The organism is Streptomyces sp. NPDC088350 (genome assembly GCF_044753545.1).
Classification (GTDB): domain Bacteria; phylum Actinomycetota; class Actinomycetes; order Streptomycetales; family Streptomycetaceae; genus Streptomyces.
On the sequence record NZ_JBIVNL010000002.1, the window covers coordinates 803,745 to 819,752 of the forward strand.

A 16,008-nucleotide genomic window follows, 5' to 3' on the forward strand; every position below is an offset into this window, starting at 1 on the left:
GTCCCGGAGGGGGGAAGGCATGACCGAGGTGATCGACCTGGGGGAGTTCGGCGAGGGGTTCCGGCGGGACCCGCATCCGGTGTACGCCATGCTGCGCGAGCTGGGCCCGGTGCACCGCGTGCGCCTGCCGGTGGCGGACGAGCACCACGTGACCTGGCTGATCGTCGGGTACGAGGAGGCGCGCGCGGCGCTGACCGACCCCCGCCTGGCCAAGGACGGCGGCAAGATCGGGGTGACGTTCCTCGACGAGGAGCTGATCGGCAAGTACCTGCTGATCGCCGACCCGCCGCAGCACACCCGCCTGCGCGGACTGATCACCCGCTCGTTCACCGCGCGCCGGGTCGAGGAACTGCGCCCGCGTGTCCAGCAGATCACCGACGACCTCCTCGACGCGATGCTCCCGGCAGGCCGCGCCGACCTGGTCGACGCGCTCTCCTATCCGCTGCCGATCACCGTGATCTGCGAACTCCTCGGCGTGCCCGAGATGGACCGCGCGGAGTTCCGCAAGCTGTCCAACGAGGCGGTCGCGCCGACCAGTTCGGGCAGCGAGTACGACGCGTTCGTGCGGCTCGCCGAGTATCTCGCCGACCTGATCGAGGACAAGCGCTGCGCCGGCCCGGGCGACGACCTGCTCAGCGACCTGATCCGCACCACCGCCGAGGACGGCGACCGGCTCTCCCCGCGGGAACTGCGGGGCATGGCCTTCATCCTGCTCATCGCCGGCCACGAGACCACCGTCAACCTCCTCACCAGCGGCGTCCATGCCCTGCTCACGCACCCCGGCCAACTCGCCGCCCTGCGGGCCGACATGGCCCTCCTCGACGGCGCGATCGAGGAGATGCTGCGCTACGAGGGCCCGGTGGAGAACGGCACGTTCCGGTTTGCCGCCGAGCCCCTGGAGATCGCCGGCACCCTCGTCGAGGAGGGCGATCCGGTCATGGTCGGCCTGACCGCGGCCGACCGCGACGGGGACCGCTTTCCCGCCCCGGACCGCTTCGACATCCGTCGCGACGCCCGCGGCCACCTCGCCTTCGGCCACGGCATCCACTACTGCCTCGGCGCCCCCTTGGCCCGCCTCGAAGCACGCACCGCGATACGCACCCTCCTGGAGCGCGCCCCCGGCCTCGCCCTGGACGGCCCGCCCGGCGACTGGCTCCCGGGCATGCTGATGCGCGGGATGCGTACCCTGCCGGTGCGCTGGTAAGGCCGTGACGAAAGCCGTAGTGGAAGCCCTAGGAGGCACGCCCTCGTGACCGCACTTGTCGAGTTCGACCTGCCCATGGCGCGGAAGGCGCTGGAGAGCCAGCCTTTCAGCAGGCTGCTCGGCGCGCGCCTGAGCGCCTTCGGGGACGGTGCCGCCACGCTGGAGATCGACATCAGGGAGGACCTCCACCAGCAGAACGGCTACGTACACGGCGGAGTTCTCTCCTACGCCGCCGACAACGCGCTCACCTTCGCCGCCGGCTCGGTCCTCGGCCCGGCGATCCTCACCGGCGGCCTCTCCATCCAGTACGTCCGCCCGGCCGCCGGCCGTACCCTGCTCGCCCGCGCCGAGGTCGTGCGAGCCGGCCGTCGCCAGGCCGTGGTCCGCTGCGACGTCCTCACGGTCGCCGACGACGGCACGGAGGCCCTGTGCGCGGTCGCCCAGGGCACGGTACTGCCGATCCACACGTCCTGAGGGGAGCCGGGGATGCCGCGCACCGCGGAGATCACCGCAGAGCCGACCGGAGCGATCACCGGCGGCAACTTCCGCAACATGCACTGGAGTTCACGGCTGGAGTGCTGCGTGGACTGCTTCGTCTGCGAGCGGGTCGGCCGCACGCAGGTCTACGAACGCGGCGCCGAGCGGGCCTTGGTGGACTTCTGGTGGGCGCCTTTCAAGGACGCCCGTGAGGACAAGCAGGCCATGGCCCCGACCAGCCACCCCTGGGTGCGGCTGCACCTCGGTTCCTACTGCCCCGAGGCGAAGGAGGCGGCCAAGGACAGCGTGCAGACCAACGTGGTGCGGCCGTACCAACTGCCCTGCCCGCACTGCGAGTTCGTGATCGCGACGGACGTGGCCGCCCCGGCGATACGCCTGCTCGACCGACCGCGATGCACGTGCCCGACCAAGCGCGCTCAACCAAGCGCGTACGCGCCCGCGATCTCCGCGAGGCGGACCGGTCTGCGCTCGCGTCTGGACACCTCGCAGGCCTCGGCGATCCGCAGTGCCTGCAAGGCCTCGCGCCCGTCGCACGGGTTGGTGCGCTGGCCGACCACGACCTCGACGAAGGCGACCAGTTCGGCCTCGTAGGCGGGCCCGAAGCGCTCCAGGAAACCGGTCCACGGCTTGGTCGCGGCCGGCGGCCCGGTCGGCTCCGTGGACGCGATCGGCGTCCGGTCGTCCAGGCCGACGACGACCTGGTCGAGTTCCCCGGCGAGTTCCATGCGGACGTCGTAGCCCGCCCCGTTCAGCCGGGAGGCCGTCGCCGTGGCCAGTGTGCCGTCGTCCAGCGTGAGGACCGCCGCGGCCGTGTCGATGTCACCGGCCTCGCGGAACATCGCGGGCCCGGCGTCCGAACCGGCCGCGTACACGTCGACGACCTCGCGGCCGGTCACCCAGCGCAGCATGTCGAAGTCGTGGATCAGGGCGTCCCGGTACAGCCCGCCGGAGATCGGCAGATAGGCGGCCGGGGGAGGCGTCTGGTCGGAGGTCGTCGCCCGCACGGTGTGCAGCCGTCCCAGCCGCCCCGAGCGCACCGCCTCCCGGGCACCCGTGTACCCCGCGTCGAACCGGCGCTGGAACCCCATCTGGAGAACTGTTCCGGCGGTCTCGACCTCGGCGATCGCCTGGAGCGAGCCCGGCAGGTCGAGAGCGATGGGCTTCTCGCAGAACACCGGGAGCCCGGAACGGGCCGCCCTGCCTATCAGCTCCGCGTGCGCCGAGGTCGCCGTCGTGATCACCACGGCGTCCACGCCCCACTTGAAGATCTCCTCCGTACTCGGTGCCGCCGTTTCCCCCAGCCGGTTCGCCAGCTCCTGGGCCCGTGCCGGGTCCACGTCCGTGAGGATCAGCGAACCGACCTCACGATGACGGCTGAGAGTCCTGGCATGGATGGTCCCGATGCGGCCCGTACCGATGACTCCGATGCGCATGGAAACAAACTGAGGGCCGACCAGGCACGCTGTCAATGCGTATGTCCGGACAATCGAACTACATCACTTCCCGTCAACCATTCACAGAGCTACGCTCGCCCCGTGCCGAAACCAGAAGTGGACCCGACCGTGACGCTCGAGCTCAGCGTGGACCGGAGCAGCCCGGTGCCGCTGTACTTCCAGCTGTCCCAACAACTGGAAGCCGCGATCGAACACGGCTCGCTCACCCCGGGCAGCCTGCTGGGCAACGAGATCGAGCTGGCCGCCCGGCTCGGCCTGTCCCGGCCCACGGTCCGCCAGGCCATCCAGTCACTGGTCGACAAGGGTCTCCTGGTGCGCCGCCGAGGAGTCGGCACCCAGGTCGTGCACAGCCAGGTCAAACGCCCGCTGGAACTCAGCAGCCTCTTCGACGACCTGGAGGCGGCCGGGCAGCGCCCCGCCACGAAGGTCCTCGTCAACAGCATCGTCCCGGCGTCCGCCGAGGTGGCGGCGGCACTCGGTGTGGCCGAGGACAGCGAGGTGCACCGCATCGACAGACTGCGCCTCGCGCACGGCGAGCCGATGGCGTACCTGAGCAACCACCTGCCGCTCGGTCTGCTCAACCTCGACAGCGCGCAGCTGGAGGCCACCGGCCTGTACCGGATGATGCGCACCGCCGGTATCACCCTGCACAGCGCCCGCCAGTCCATCGGCGCCCGCGGCGCGACGGCGGAGGAGGCCGAGCGGCTGGCCGAGACGGAGGGCGCCCCACTCCTCACCATGCAACGCACGACGTTCGACGACACGGGCCGCGCGGTGGAATTCGGCAGCCATACGTATCGGCCGACGCGTTACTCGTTCGAGTTCCAACTCCTGGTACGTCCCTGAGTGCACCGCTTCGTCCGTGATATTTGTCGTAATGTCCGGACAGTGCGAATTGGCTGACGCCCGCTACAGCGCCCCTTCTTCAGGGGCGCGGGGAACTGCGCGACCAGCCACGATGCACCCGCACTGAACAACGATCCGCACCCCCTCCGCGCCCCCGCACAGCACCTGGTGTCACGGTGAGGCAGAATCGGGCCTTGATGAGCACCTACGGCAACTTCAGCGCCCCCATAGGCTCCCGCCGCGCGCCCGCGCTCCGTACCGTCGGAACCCGGGAGCGGCGTTCGCACCTGACGGCCCCCCGCGTGCCCACGGTCGGCATCGACATCGGCGGCACCAAGGTCATGGCGGGCGTCGTGGACGCCGACGGCAACATCCTGGAGAAGCTCCGCACGGAGACCCCGGACAAGTCCAAGAGCCCCAAGGTCGTCGAGGACACCATCGTCGAACTGGTCCTGGACCTGTCCGACCGCCACGACGTCCACGCGGTCGGCATCGGCGCGGCTGGCTGGGTCGACGCCGAACGCAACCGCGTCCTGTTCGCGCCCCACCTGTCGTGGCGGAACGAGCCCCTCAGGGACCGCATCACGAGCAGGCTCTCCGTGCCCGTCCTGGTGGACAACGACGCCAACACCGCCGCCTGGGCCGAGTGGCGCTTCGGCGCCGGCCGCGGCGAGGACCACCTGGTCATGATCACGCTCGGCACCGGCATCGGCGGCGCGATCCTGGAGGACGGCCAGGTCAAGCGCGGCAAGTACGGCGTCGCCGGCGAGTTCGGCCATATGCAGGTCGTGCCCGGCGGCCACCGCTGCCCGTGCGGCAACCGCGGCTGCTGGGAGCAGTACAGCTCCGGCAACGCGCTGGTCAGGGAGGCCCGTGAGCTGGCCGCGGCCGACTCCCCGGTGGCGTACGGGATCATCGAGCACGTCAAGGGCAACATCAACGAGATCACCGGCCCGATGATCACCGAGCTGGCCCGCGAGGGCGACGCGATGTGCATCGAGCTGCTCCAGGACATCGGCCAGTGGCTCGGCGTCGGTATCGCCAACCTCGCCGCCGCCCTCGACCCGTCCTGCTTCGTGATCGGCGGCGGTGTCTCGGCCGCCGACGACCTGCTGATCGGCCCCGCACGGGACGCGTTCAAGCGCCAGCTCACGGGCCGCGGCTACCGCCCCGAGGCCCGCATAGTGCGCGCCCAGCTCGGCCCCGAGGCCGGCATGGTCGGCGCCGCCGACCTCGCGCGCCTGGTCGCCCGCCGCTTCCGGCGCGCCAAGCGCCGCCGGGTCGAGCGGTACGAGCGCTACGAGCGGTTCGCGGAGTTCCGGCGCGGCAGCCAGGACACGGCATGATCGCGTCGCTGCCCCGCCAGGCCGTCCCCCGCGACGAGCCGCCGCGACCACCCGAGGACCCCCGCCACAAGGCCCGCCGCCGAGCGATCACCCTGCTCATCATCGTGCTGCTCATCGGCGTCCCGGCCGTCTATCTGGCGATCTCCGCGAACCAGAGCCGCAACAGCGGCAAGGACAAGGAGTACAAGTACTCGGCGACCGGGCTCACCGTGGGCTGGCCCTCCAAGGTGCAGCGGCGCCTCTACCAGGTGCCCGTCCCGCACCCGGCGGAAGAGGTCGCCTTCTACGAGACCAACAACTGGAAGACCAGCCGCCTCTACGTCCAGTTCCAGACCACCGACGCCGGCCTGGACACCTTCCTCGCGGGCATCGACGTAAACCGGGACACGCTGAAGAAGAACGACATCACCATCAGCGCCCGCGACCAGAAGATCACCGGCTGGAGGTTCACGGGCCCGGGCCCCTGGTGGGGCGTCGTCAACAAGCAGAAGGACCCGGCACCCACCCAGGACATCGTGGTGAACCTGTCCGACCCGGCCCTCCCCATGGTGTACGTCGTCTCCCGCACGGTCCCCTAGCGGGTGGCCCCGGCCGGTCCCGGGGCCGATTGTCAGACCCCGCCCGTAGAGTCGAAGACAGCTGACACGACTGACGGGCGGGAGGTGACAGGACGTATGACGGACACGGCACTCACGGAGCAGATCTCCACACGACTGGCCGCGGTCTTCCTGCCGTCCCCGGTCGTCCCGCGCGAGGGCCGGGTCGCCTTCTGGGACCCCGACGGCGAGCGCGCACTCCCCGAAGCCGAAGAGGGCGTGGAACAGACCGAGTTGACCGTCGTACGACGACACGGCGCCGGAGTCCGCCGCAGGCCCACCCCCGCACTGACCCTGCCGATCGAAGCGGCACTGCCGCTGCTCGTGCGCGCCCGCCGCGACCCCGCCGCCCATCCCGCCACGGCCTGCTGGGGCGCCGCCGCCCTGCACGCGCTGCGGCTCGCGGCGCGCGGCCGGCTGCTCCCGGGCCTCACCGCGACGGGCCACGACGCCTGGCGCGCGGGCCCGCTGGAACCGGAGGACATCGCGCACGTCCGCGCGGTGGCGGCGGCCCTGCCGTACGAGGGCCACGCGGTCCCGCTGCCCGGCCCGGGCCCGCTGCGGCTGCCCGAGCCGGAAGCGCTGATGCGCTCCTTCCTGGACGCGGTCGCGGACACCCTGCCCCGCACCCCCGCCGCGCCGTACACCTCCGGGATGCCCTTCGCGGCCCGCCCGCCGCAGCGCCTGCCCGGCGCCCAGGACTGGGCCGCCGAGGTCGCCGCCGGTATGGACGCGGGCGTGCGGATCTCGCTCCGCCTGGACCTGTCGGCCTACGACCTGTTCGACGGCGCCGGGACGGTACGCAGCGCGGGCGCGGCGCTCGTCCAGGTGCACAGCCTCGCCGACCCGACCCTCGTGGTCGACGCGGCGGCCCTGTGGGCGGGCACGGCGGACATCGCCTTCGGCCCACGCGCACGCGTGGACGCCGCGCTGGCGGTACGCCGGGCCGCGCGCGTCTGGCCCCCGCTGGACCGCCTCACCGAACAGGACGTGCCCGACGTACTCGCCCTGTCCGAGGAGGAGTTGGGCGACCTGCTCGGCATGGCGGCCACCCGGCTCGCGGCGGCCGGGGTCGCCGTCCACTGGCCCCGGGACCTGGCACAGGACCTGACGGCGGCGGCGGTGGTCCGGTCGGCGCCGGGTTCGGCGACCGACGGGACGGGCTTCTTCGAGAGCGAGGAACTGCTCCAGTTCCGCTGGCAGTTGGCGCTCGGCGGCGACCCGCTCAGCGAGGCCGAGATGGACATGCTGGCCGAGGCCCACCGCCCGGTCGTACGGCTGAGGGACCAGTGGGTCCTGGTCGACCCGGCCCTCGTCCGCAAGGCCCGCAAACGCGAACTGGGCCTGCTGGATCCGGTCGACGCGCTGTCCGTCGCGCTCACCGGCACGGCGGAGGTCGACGGCGAGCGGGTGGAGGCCGTCCCGGTGGGCGCGTTGGCCACCCTGCGCGACCGCCTGACGGCAGGCATCCAGCCCGCCGACCCGCCACCCGGTCTCCAGGCGACCCTCCGGGACTACCAACTCCGGGGCCTGGCCTGGCTCGACCTCATGACCTCCCTCGGCCTGGGCGGCTGCCTCGCCGACGACATGGGCCTCGGCAAGACGATCACCCTCATCGCCCTCCACCTGCGCCGGGCACACCGCGAACCCACGCTCGTGATCTGCCCCGCCTCCCTTCTCGGCAACTGGCAGCGGGAGATCACCCGCTTCGCCCCCGGAGTCCCCGTCCGCCGCTTCCACGGCCCGGACCGCACCCTGGAGGACCTGACGGGCGGCTTCGTCCTCACGACGTACGGCACGATGCGCTCGGCCGCGCCCACGCTGGCCCAGCAGCCGTGGGGCATGGTCGTCGCGGACGAGGCACAGCACGTCAAGAACCCGTACTCGGCGACGGCGAAGGCACTGCGCACGATCCCGACCCCCGCGCGCGTGGCACTCACCGGCACACCGGTCGAGAACAACCTCTCCGAACTGTGGGCACTCCTCGACTGGACGACCCCCGGACTCCTCGGCCCCCTCAAGTCCTTCCGCGCCCGGCACGCGCGCGCGGTGGAGAACGGCGAGGACGAGGAGGCGGTGACCCGGCTCGCCCGCCTGGTCCGCCCTTTCCTCCTGCGCCGCAAGAAGTCCGACCCGGGCATCGTCCCCGAACTCCCGCCCAAGACGGAGACGGACCACCCGGTCCCGCTCACCCGCGAACAGGCCTCGCTCTACGAGGCGGTGGTGCGGGAGTCGATGCTGGCGATCGAGACGACCGACGGCATCGCGCGCCGGGGCCTGGTCCTGAAGCTCCTCACGTCCCTGAAGCAGATCTGCGACCACCCCGCGCTGTACCTCAAGGAGGAGCACACGGCGGCACAGGCCACGGGAGACCGCCTGGCCGCCCGCTCCGGCAAACTCGCCCTTCTGGACGAGCTGTTGGACACGCTGCTGTCGGAGGACGGTTCCGCGATCGTCTTCACGCAGTACGTCGGCATGGCCCGCCTCATCACCTCCCACCTGTCGGCCCGCGCGGTCCCGGTCGAGCTGCTCCACGGCGGCACACCGGTACCGGAGCGGGAGCGCATGGTCGACCGTTTCCAGAGCGGCGCGACCCCGGTCCTCGTCCTCTCCCTGAAGGCGGCGGGCACCGGCCTGAACCTCACCCGCGCGGGCCACGTCGTCCACTTCGACCGCTGGTGGAACCCGGCCGTCGAGGAACAGGCCACCGACCGCGCGTACCGCATCGGCCAGACCCAGCCCGTCCAGGTCCACCGCCTCATCACCGAGGGCACGGTCGAGGACCGCATCGCCGAAATGCTCGAATCCAAACGGGCGTTGGCCGACGCGATCCTCGGCTCCGGGGAGTCTTCTTTGACAGAGCTGACGGACCGGGAGCTGTCGGATCTGGTGTCGCTGCGGAGGCCGTCGTGACGGGGGTGGGGCGGGGCGGGGGGCTCGGGAACGGTGAAGCCGAGCGGGTTGTCGTGCCAGGGGCGGGCGAAAGCGAGCTGGACCAGGCAGCGGGGCTTGGGACGGGCGAGGGAGAGCTGGATCAGGCCGCCGGGCTCGGGGCGGGTGGTCAGGCCGCTGGGCCGGGAGCGGGTGAAGGTGAGCCGGGTCAGGCAGCGGGGCTTGGGACGAGTGAGGGAGAGCCGGGTCAGGCTGCCGGGCTCGGGGCGGGCGAACCTGAGGCGGAGCAGGCCGCGGGATGTGAGTCCGGAGAACGCGAGCCGCAGCAGGCTGCCGGACTTGGGGCGGGCGAAAGCGAGCTGGACCAGGCAGCGGGGCTTGGGACGGGCGAGGGAGAGCTGGAGCAGGCCGCCGGGCCAGGAGCGGGCGAAGGTGCGCCGGGTCAGGCTGCCGGGCCCAGGGCGGGCGAACCTGAAGCGGAGCAAGCCGTGGGATGTGAGTCCGGCGAGAGTGAGCCGGCGCAGGCTGCCGGACTTGCAACCGGCCAAGGCGCGCCGGACCAGCCTGCCGGACTTGAGTCGGACGAAGCCGAGCCGGAGGAGCGGGCCGCACGACTTGCGACAGACGAAAGCGAGCCGACTCGGACACCGGCGCCGGAGGAGACGAGCGCACCGGCCGACGAACGACCGATGCGCCCCGCCGACCTGGCACGTCAAGCGCTGCGGGCGGCGCGTGAGCGTCGGGAGAGGGTGCCGGAGAAGCGTGCGGAACGCCCGGTGGATCCTGGGGAGTTGGTGGCTCGCGCACCGATGCCGAGCGATCCCGAGGAGATCGGGGAGACCGAGGTCAAGGCACCTCCGCCTGCCGGTCCCTCGCCGTCCGTGCCGCGCCCCGGCGATGCCGCCCGCGCGGCGCTGCGCGGAGCGCTGCCGGTTCGACGCGAGGCGGCTACGGTGGCCGGCCCCTCGGAAGAGGTGCCCGGCGACTCCGCCACGAGCGCCTCCGCACGCACCTCCCGGGACAGCGCGACCGGTGTCCCCGCCAACGCGGTGGACACCCACGCCGATCTCCCCGCCCTGGCGGCCGGCGACGATGCCCCGGACCAGTCGGCAACCCGTCCCGCCGATGCGGCGCGCGAGGCGTTGCGAACGGCCCGACGCGAGGTGCAGCGGGTCCGGACCGATACCGGGCCCGCGTCCTCCCGATCACCTCGCCCCCGCCCCTCCTTCGCCTCACGACCGCGCGCCCAGGAACCCAACGGCGTCGAAGCCGTCCGTGCCCGTGCGATCCGGGACCTGGTCGCCGACGCCTTCCGGATGCCCCAGGACGAGGACTCCGACGCGGTGCCGCCCGGCGCCAACGACCATGCAGGTCAAGCGAGTCGAGACGTACGGACACCGGACCGTACCGACCCGGAAGAGCAGCCCACCGCCCCCCCGACCACCCTCACCCCTACGACCACGCCCCCCCGACCCCCCACCTCGATGGCCTCCCCCTCCCGCGACAGCGACCTGCGCCGTACCTTCCCCGCCTTCCCACCCCTCCCCTCGCACGCCGGCACGGGCTTCGCCGAGACCTGGTGGGGCAACGCCTGGGTGACCGCCTTGGAGGAGGGCGCGCTGGACGCCAAGCGGCTTGCGCGGGGCCGGAGTTACGCGGAGAAGGGACACGTCGACGCGATCACCGTGACGCCGGGACTCGTGCTCGCGTATGTGCAGGGCAGCCGCCCGCGTCCGTACCGCGTGCAGGTGCGGTTGCGGACGCTCGACGAGGCGGACTGGGAGCGGTTCCTGGACGCCGCCGCCGACCGGCCGGGACACATCGCCGCGCTGCTCGACAAGGAGATGCCCAAGTCCCTTGCGGAGAGCGGCGTTCCGTTGCTGCCGGGGCCCGGCGACCTCGACCCCCTGTGCAGTTGCCCCGACTCCGGTCACCCCTGCAAGCACGCCGCCGCGCTCTGCTACCAGACCGCGCGTCTCCTCGACGCCGACCCCTTCGTGCTGCTCCTGCTGCGCGGCCGGGGCGAACGCCCGCTGCTCGACGCCCTGTCCCGCCGCAACGCGGCCCGCGCGGCCCGCGCCGCCCAGGAGCAGGAACCGGCGCCGCTCCCGGGCGTGCGGGCCACCGATGCCCTCGCGCCGCGCCGACTCCCGCCGCTGCCACCCCCGTTGCCCACGCCCCCGCACCCCGAGCAGCCTCCCGTGTACCCGGCGGCGCCCGGCGGCCCGGATCCCTTCGCCCTCGACCAGTTGGCGACCGACGCCGCCGCCCGCGCGCACGCGCTGCTGAGCACCGGCCGGGACCCGGTCGGAGACCTGACGCTGTGGCAGGACGCGGTACGGCTCGCCGCCGCCCGCCCCGGTTCCGGGCTGACCGCCACCACCCGCTCCCTCTACGCCTCCCTCGCCAAGGCCACCGGGCGCGGCCCGGGCGAGCTGGCGCGCGCGGTCGCCGCCTGGCGGCAGGGCGGCATCGAGGGCCTCGCGGTGCTCGAAGAGCCCTGGGACCCGCCGGCCGGCCGCTTCGACCGGGCCCGCCCGCTCCTCCTCGCCGCCGACCTCCCGGCCTTCCGTCCCTGGCACAACCACCTCACCCACCCCCACGGCCACGTCCAACTCCGCCTGGGCCGCGACGGCTTGTGGTACGCCTACGAGTCGGAACCGGGCCACGAGGACTGGTGGCCCCGAGGCACCCCCGACCTGGATCCGGTCGGCGCCCTCACCGGCCTGGGCGCACCCGGCGAACTCTGAGCCGTACAGACGCCCCCCCCACCGTCGGAGCCGCAGACCACCCACCACGGACTCCCCGTCCCCGCCCCCGCCCGAAATCCGGTGAAGGCGATGTGTGGGTTCCCCGTCGATGTGCGGGAGCCAGGTGGGGAGACCGGGGGCCCCACAACCGGACCGTAAGAAATGCCGGTTACGTTGGAGCGGTGAGCGACATGAACACCCCCGCCCTCCAGTACCGCTTCGACGGCCCCGAAGACGCCCCTGTTCTCCTCCTGGGCCCGTCACTCGGGACGACCTGGCACATGTTCGATCGCCAGGTGCCCGAACTGGCGAAACAGTGGCGGGTCTTCCGGTACGACCTGCCGGGCCACGGCGGCTCGCCCGCCCACCCGACCGGCTCGGTGTCCGAGCTGGCCGACCGGCTGCTGGCCACCCTCGACGCCCTCGGCGTGCAGCGCTTCGGCTACGCGGGCTGCGCGCTCGGCGGGGCCGTAGGTCTCGAACTGGCGCTGCGTCACCCGGAGCGGGTGGCCTCGCTGGCGCTGATCGCCGCCTCGCCCCGCTTCGGCACGGCGGACGAGTTCCGCCAGCGCGGGGTGATCGTGCGCACCAACGGGCTCGACCCCATCGCCCGCACCTCGCCCGAACGCTGGTTCACCGGCGGGTTCGCCGCCGCGCAGCCCGCGATCACCGAGTGGGCCGTGCAGATGGTGCGCACCACCGACCCCGGCTGCTACATCGCCGCGTGCGAGGCGCTGGCCGCGTTCGACGTACGGGCCGAACTCGGCCGCATCGGTGTGCCGACCCTCGTCCTTGTCGGCTCGGACGACCAGGTCACCGGCCCCGCCGAGGCCCGCACCCTGGTCGCCGGCATTCCGGACGCCCGCCTCGCCGTCGTACCCGGCGCCTCGCACCTGGTCCCGGTCGAGCAGCCCGCCGCCGTCACCGACCTCCTCGTCCGGCACTTCTCCACCGGCTGGCAGCCGGCCTACGACCCGTCCACCGGGCAGGTCGCCGTCGTGACGGCCCCGGTCGCATCGCTCCCCGCCGCGCCGCCGCAGCTCGCGCCCATCGCCGAGATCGCGCCGCCGCCCCTCGTACCGCCGCAGGTCATGGGCCGTCCGGACCCCTACGACGCCGGTATCAAGGTCCGCCGGGAGGTGCTCGGCGACGCGCACGTCGACCGGGCGCTGGCGCAGGCCGACGAGTTCTCCGGCGACTTCCAGGAGTTCATCACCCGGTACGCGTGGGGCGAGATCTGGGACCGCCCCGGCCTCGACCGGCGCTCGCGCAGCTGTGTCACCCTCACCGCGCTGGTCGCGGGCGGCCACCTGGACGAGCTGGCCTTCCACACCCGGGCGGCGCTGCGCAACGGCCTCACCCCGGCCGAGATCAAGGAGGTCCTCCTCCAAGCGGCCGTGTACTGCGGGGTGCCTGCGGCGAACAGCGCCTTCAAGGTCGCCCAGCAGGTCATCCGCGAGGAGACGACCCCCACGGAGTGATCTCCAGAACCCCACGGAGTGATCTTCAGACTGGCACCGAAAGCACCACCCTGAGGCGCCCGCCCGGAGTCGCGCAACGGCAGGATGGACCCATGAAGCTCACCAAGAAGTCGCACGCCTGCATCCGCCTGGAGAAGGACGGCCGGGCGCTCGTCATCGACCCCGGCACCTTCACCGAGGAGGACGCGGCGGTCGGTGCCGACGCGATCCTGGTCACCCACGAGCACCTCGACCACTTCAACGAGGACCGCCTGCGGGCCGGCCTGGAGGCCAACCCGGCCGCCGAGATCTGGACGCTGAAGTCGGTCGCGGACCAGCTCTCCGCCGCCTTCCCCGGCCGCGTGCACACGGTCGGCCACGGCGACACCTTCACGGCGGCCGGCTTCGACGTCCAGGTCCACGGCGAACTGCACGCCGTGATCCACCCCGACATCCCGCGCATCACCAACGTCGGCTACCTCATCGACGACGGCCGCGTCTTCCACCCCGGCGACGCCCTCACCGTCCCCGACCACACCGTCGAGACCCTGATGCTCCCGGTCATGGCCCCCTGGAGCAAGATCTCCGAGGTCATCGACTACGTCCGCGAGGTCAAGCCGCAGCGCGCCTACGACATCCACGACGCCCTGCTCACCGACCTCGCCCGCCCGATCTACGACCACCAGATCGGCGCGCTCGGCGGCGCGGAGCACCTGCGACTGGCGCCGGGCGAGGCAGCGGACCTGTGAGTGTCAGACCCGCCCGGTAGGTTGTGAGTCATGCGCATCGCGACCTGGAACGTGAACTCGATCACCGCCCGTCTGCCGAGGCTCCTGGCCTGGCTGGAGAGCAGTGGCACCGACGTGCTCTGCCTCCAGGAGGCCAAGCTGGCCGAGGAGCAGTTCCCGTTCGACCAGCTCCGCGAGGCGGGCTACGAGGCGGCGGTCAACGCGACCGGCCGGTGGAACGGCGTGGCGGTGCTCTCCCGCGTAGGACTCGACGAGGTGGTCAAGGGCCTTCCCGGGGACCCCGGTTACGAGGGTGTCCAGGAACCCCGCGCCATCTCGGCGACCTGCGGCCCGGTCCGCGTCTGGTCGGTGTACGTGCCGAACGGCCGCGAGGTGGACCACCCCCACTACGCGTACAAGCTCCAGTGGTTCGAGGCCCTCAAGGCGGCCGTCGCGAAAGACGCCCACGGCAGCCGCCCGTTCGCGGTGCTCGGCGACTACAACGTGGCACCGACGGACGACGACGTCTTCGACGTGGCCGCCTTCGAGGGCCTCACCCACGTCACCCCCGCCGAGCGCGCCGCCCTGACCGCCCTGCGCGACGCGGGTCTGTCCGACGTGGTCCCGCGCCCCCTGAAGTACGACCACCCGTACACGTACTGGGACTACCGCCAGCTCGCCTTCCCGAAGAACCGCGGCATGCGCATCGACCTGGTCTACGGCAACGAACCGTTCGCGAAGGCCGTCACCGACTCCTACGTCGACCGCGAGGAGCGCAAGGGCAAGGGCGCCTCGGACCACGCGCCGGTCGTCGTGGACCTGGACGTCTGACCCGAGGAGACCCGCCCGGTCAGCGCAGCGACACGAACCACCGCACCACGGCCGCCGTTCCCGCCTGCTGGGAGCCCAGATGGCGGGAGCCGCCGTAGTCCGGAGTGCCGAGGTCGACCAGCGGCACCCCGACACCGCGTGCCCGGAACGACGCCTGGCAGTGCTCGCTGTTCCCGTTCACGGCCTGCTCGTCGCCCTCGGCGTAGTACAGCCGGACGGGCGCCCGCGGGGTCCAGCCCGTGCACACCCCGTCGGTCACCCGCAGCGCGGCGGCCAGTCCGCCCGTCGGGTGCGCGAGCAGTGCCCGCCCGTGCCGGGTGAGCAGCCCGTCGATCGTGCCCGGGGTGCGGGCCACGACCTCCTGCCCGGTGTGCGTGCCGTCCAACAGGCCCTCGATCGTGCGGGAGTACGGCGCCCGGAAGACCTCGCCGGGGCTGTCGTAGAAGTGATGGAGCCGGTTGAAGGAGACCAGTGCGAGCGCGGCGTAGATCACGCCGTCCTTCGGGTCCGCCCGCCCGTCCAGCAGGGCGGGCAGCGACACGTCCCGGAAGGCGTACGCACCGCTGATCGGTGCCACCGCCGCGACCCGGAAACGGGGATCGGCCCCCTCCCGCAGCGCCCGCGCCAGCCCGAGCGCCGCCGACGCCCCCTGGGAGAAACCGGTGGCCAGCACCTCGTGCCCCAACTGCCGCCCCACCGCGGGCGCGAAGGAGTCCGCGGCCCGCAGCAGATCCAGCGCGGCCGTCGTCTCGGAGGGCACGTCCATCCACGCCTGCGGCCCGGGGCCGAGGCCGAGACCCAGGTAGTCCGGGAGTACGACGGCGAAGCCCGCCGACGCGTAGGTCAGGGCGGGCGCCTGGCCCCACACCTCGTCCGACACCGAGGCGACATCGCCCTTGAAGAGTTCGGTGCCGTGCGTGAACGACACCGTCCGCAGCCGCCGTTCACCACCGCGCGGGAACGCCAGCAGCCCGCTGGCGGTGGTGGGCCGGCCCTTCGCGTCCACCGTGCGGTACACGACCCGGTACGTGTCCACGCCGTAGCGGACGGTCCCGGTGTCCCAGGCACCGCCCTCGTCGCTCTTCAGCTCGGCGGCCACCTGCCGCGCGGACAGCGTCCGCAGGTGGACGACCGACACCAGCCGCCCCCGGGTCGTATCGGGTGCCGCCCGAACCGACGCGACCGGAGCGGCCTCCGCGGCCACCGACCCGCTCACCATCAGGGCGACGGCCACCGACGACATCACCATCAACTTGCCTGTCCGCTTCATACCCCGACCGTACGAAGCGGACATCGCGCCCACCATCCGGCCAACCCGCCCTCGGGAGAAGGGCTTTCCCCCGCTCGGGACGGGGTGCTGACACGCCACCGGCGACGCCCTGTGGTGCGCACGGCGGTGCGAA

Annotated in this window: 12 protein-coding genes; 10 read left to right on the top strand and 2 right to left on the bottom strand. The window is 72.6% G+C overall.

Features of this window, described 5'->3' with window-relative positions; translation table 11 throughout:
• Nucleotides 1–19: 19 nt before the first annotated feature.
• The gene (locus tag ACIQBL_RS08750) at nucleotides 20–1,204 is read left to right on the top strand and encodes a cytochrome P450 (RefSeq protein WP_401938420.1); all 1,185 of its coding nucleotides are present in this window, start codon (nucleotides 20–22) and stop codon (nucleotides 1,202–1,204) included.
• Nucleotides 1,205–1,279: 75 nt separating this feature from the next.
• Nucleotides 1,280–1,678: a PaaI family thioesterase gene (locus ACIQBL_RS08755; protein ID WP_401938944.1), complete on the top strand. Its 399-nt coding sequence runs from the start codon at nucleotides 1,280–1,282 to the stop codon at nucleotides 1,676–1,678.
• 440 nt (nucleotides 1,679–2,118) lie between these two features.
• Here the strand turns inward: ACIQBL_RS08755 and ACIQBL_RS08760 are convergent, their stop codons facing one another.
• Nucleotides 2,119–3,135 (bottom strand): Gfo/Idh/MocA family oxidoreductase, encoded by a 1,017-nt coding sequence (locus ACIQBL_RS08760; protein WP_401938421.1) that lies wholly within the window; start codon nucleotides 3,133–3,135, stop codon nucleotides 2,119–2,121.
• Between the two features lie 129 nt (nucleotides 3,136–3,264).
• Between ACIQBL_RS08760 and ACIQBL_RS08765 the strand changes: the two genes are divergently transcribed.
• From ACIQBL_RS08765 to ACIQBL_RS08800, 8 genes are all read left to right on the top strand, one after another.
• Nucleotides 3,265–4,002: a GntR family transcriptional regulator gene (locus ACIQBL_RS08765; protein ID WP_401938947.1), complete on the top strand. Its 738-nt coding sequence runs from the start codon at nucleotides 3,265–3,267 to the stop codon at nucleotides 4,000–4,002.
• A gap of 197 nt (nucleotides 4,003–4,199) precedes the next feature.
• A complete protein-coding gene (locus ACIQBL_RS08770; protein WP_401938422.1) occupies nucleotides 4,200–5,348 on the top strand; it encodes an ROK family glucokinase in 1,149 nt (382 codons plus the stop codon).
• On the top strand, nucleotides 5,345–5,926 hold the full coding sequence (locus ACIQBL_RS08775) for a sugar kinase (RefSeq protein WP_401938424.1): 582 nt from the start codon (nucleotides 5,345–5,347) through the stop codon (nucleotides 5,924–5,926). The genes ACIQBL_RS08770 and ACIQBL_RS08775 overlap by 4 nt, the downstream gene beginning before the upstream one ends.
• A gap of 96 nt (nucleotides 5,927–6,022) precedes the next feature.
• Nucleotides 6,023–8,857, top strand: a complete 2,835-nt coding sequence (locus ACIQBL_RS08780) for an SNF2-related protein (protein WP_401938426.1) — start codon at nucleotides 6,023–6,025, stop codon at nucleotides 8,855–8,857.
• A 668-nt stretch (nucleotides 8,858–9,525) separates the two neighbouring features.
• Nucleotides 9,526–11,586 carry an SWIM zinc finger family protein gene (locus ACIQBL_RS08785; RefSeq protein ID WP_401938429.1) on the top strand — a complete coding sequence of 687 codons (2,061 nt, stop codon included), beginning with the start codon at nucleotides 9,526–9,528 and terminating at the stop codon, nucleotides 11,584–11,586.
• Between the two features lie 191 nt (nucleotides 11,587–11,777).
• The gene (gene pcaC / locus ACIQBL_RS08790; RefSeq protein WP_401938948.1) at nucleotides 11,778–13,067 is read left to right on the top strand and encodes a 4-carboxymuconolactone decarboxylase; all 1,290 of its coding nucleotides are present in this window, start codon (nucleotides 11,778–11,780) and stop codon (nucleotides 13,065–13,067) included.
• A 92-nt stretch (nucleotides 13,068–13,159) separates the two neighbouring features.
• Complete coding sequence (locus tag ACIQBL_RS08795) at nucleotides 13,160–13,795, top strand: MBL fold metallo-hydrolase (RefSeq protein WP_401938431.1); 636 nt, start codon at nucleotides 13,160–13,162, stop codon at nucleotides 13,793–13,795.
• A gap of 30 nt (nucleotides 13,796–13,825) precedes the next feature.
• Nucleotides 13,826–14,605, top strand: coding sequence for an exodeoxyribonuclease III (locus ACIQBL_RS08800; RefSeq protein WP_401938433.1), 780 nt, complete (start codon nucleotides 13,826–13,828; stop codon nucleotides 14,603–14,605).
• 19 nt (nucleotides 14,606–14,624) lie between these two features.
• Here the strand turns inward: ACIQBL_RS08800 and ACIQBL_RS08805 are convergent, their stop codons facing one another.
• A complete protein-coding gene (locus ACIQBL_RS08805) occupies nucleotides 14,625–15,875 on the bottom strand; it encodes a lipase (protein ID WP_401938436.1) in 1,251 nt (416 codons plus the stop codon).
• Between the last annotated feature and the right edge of the window lie 133 nt (nucleotides 15,876–16,008).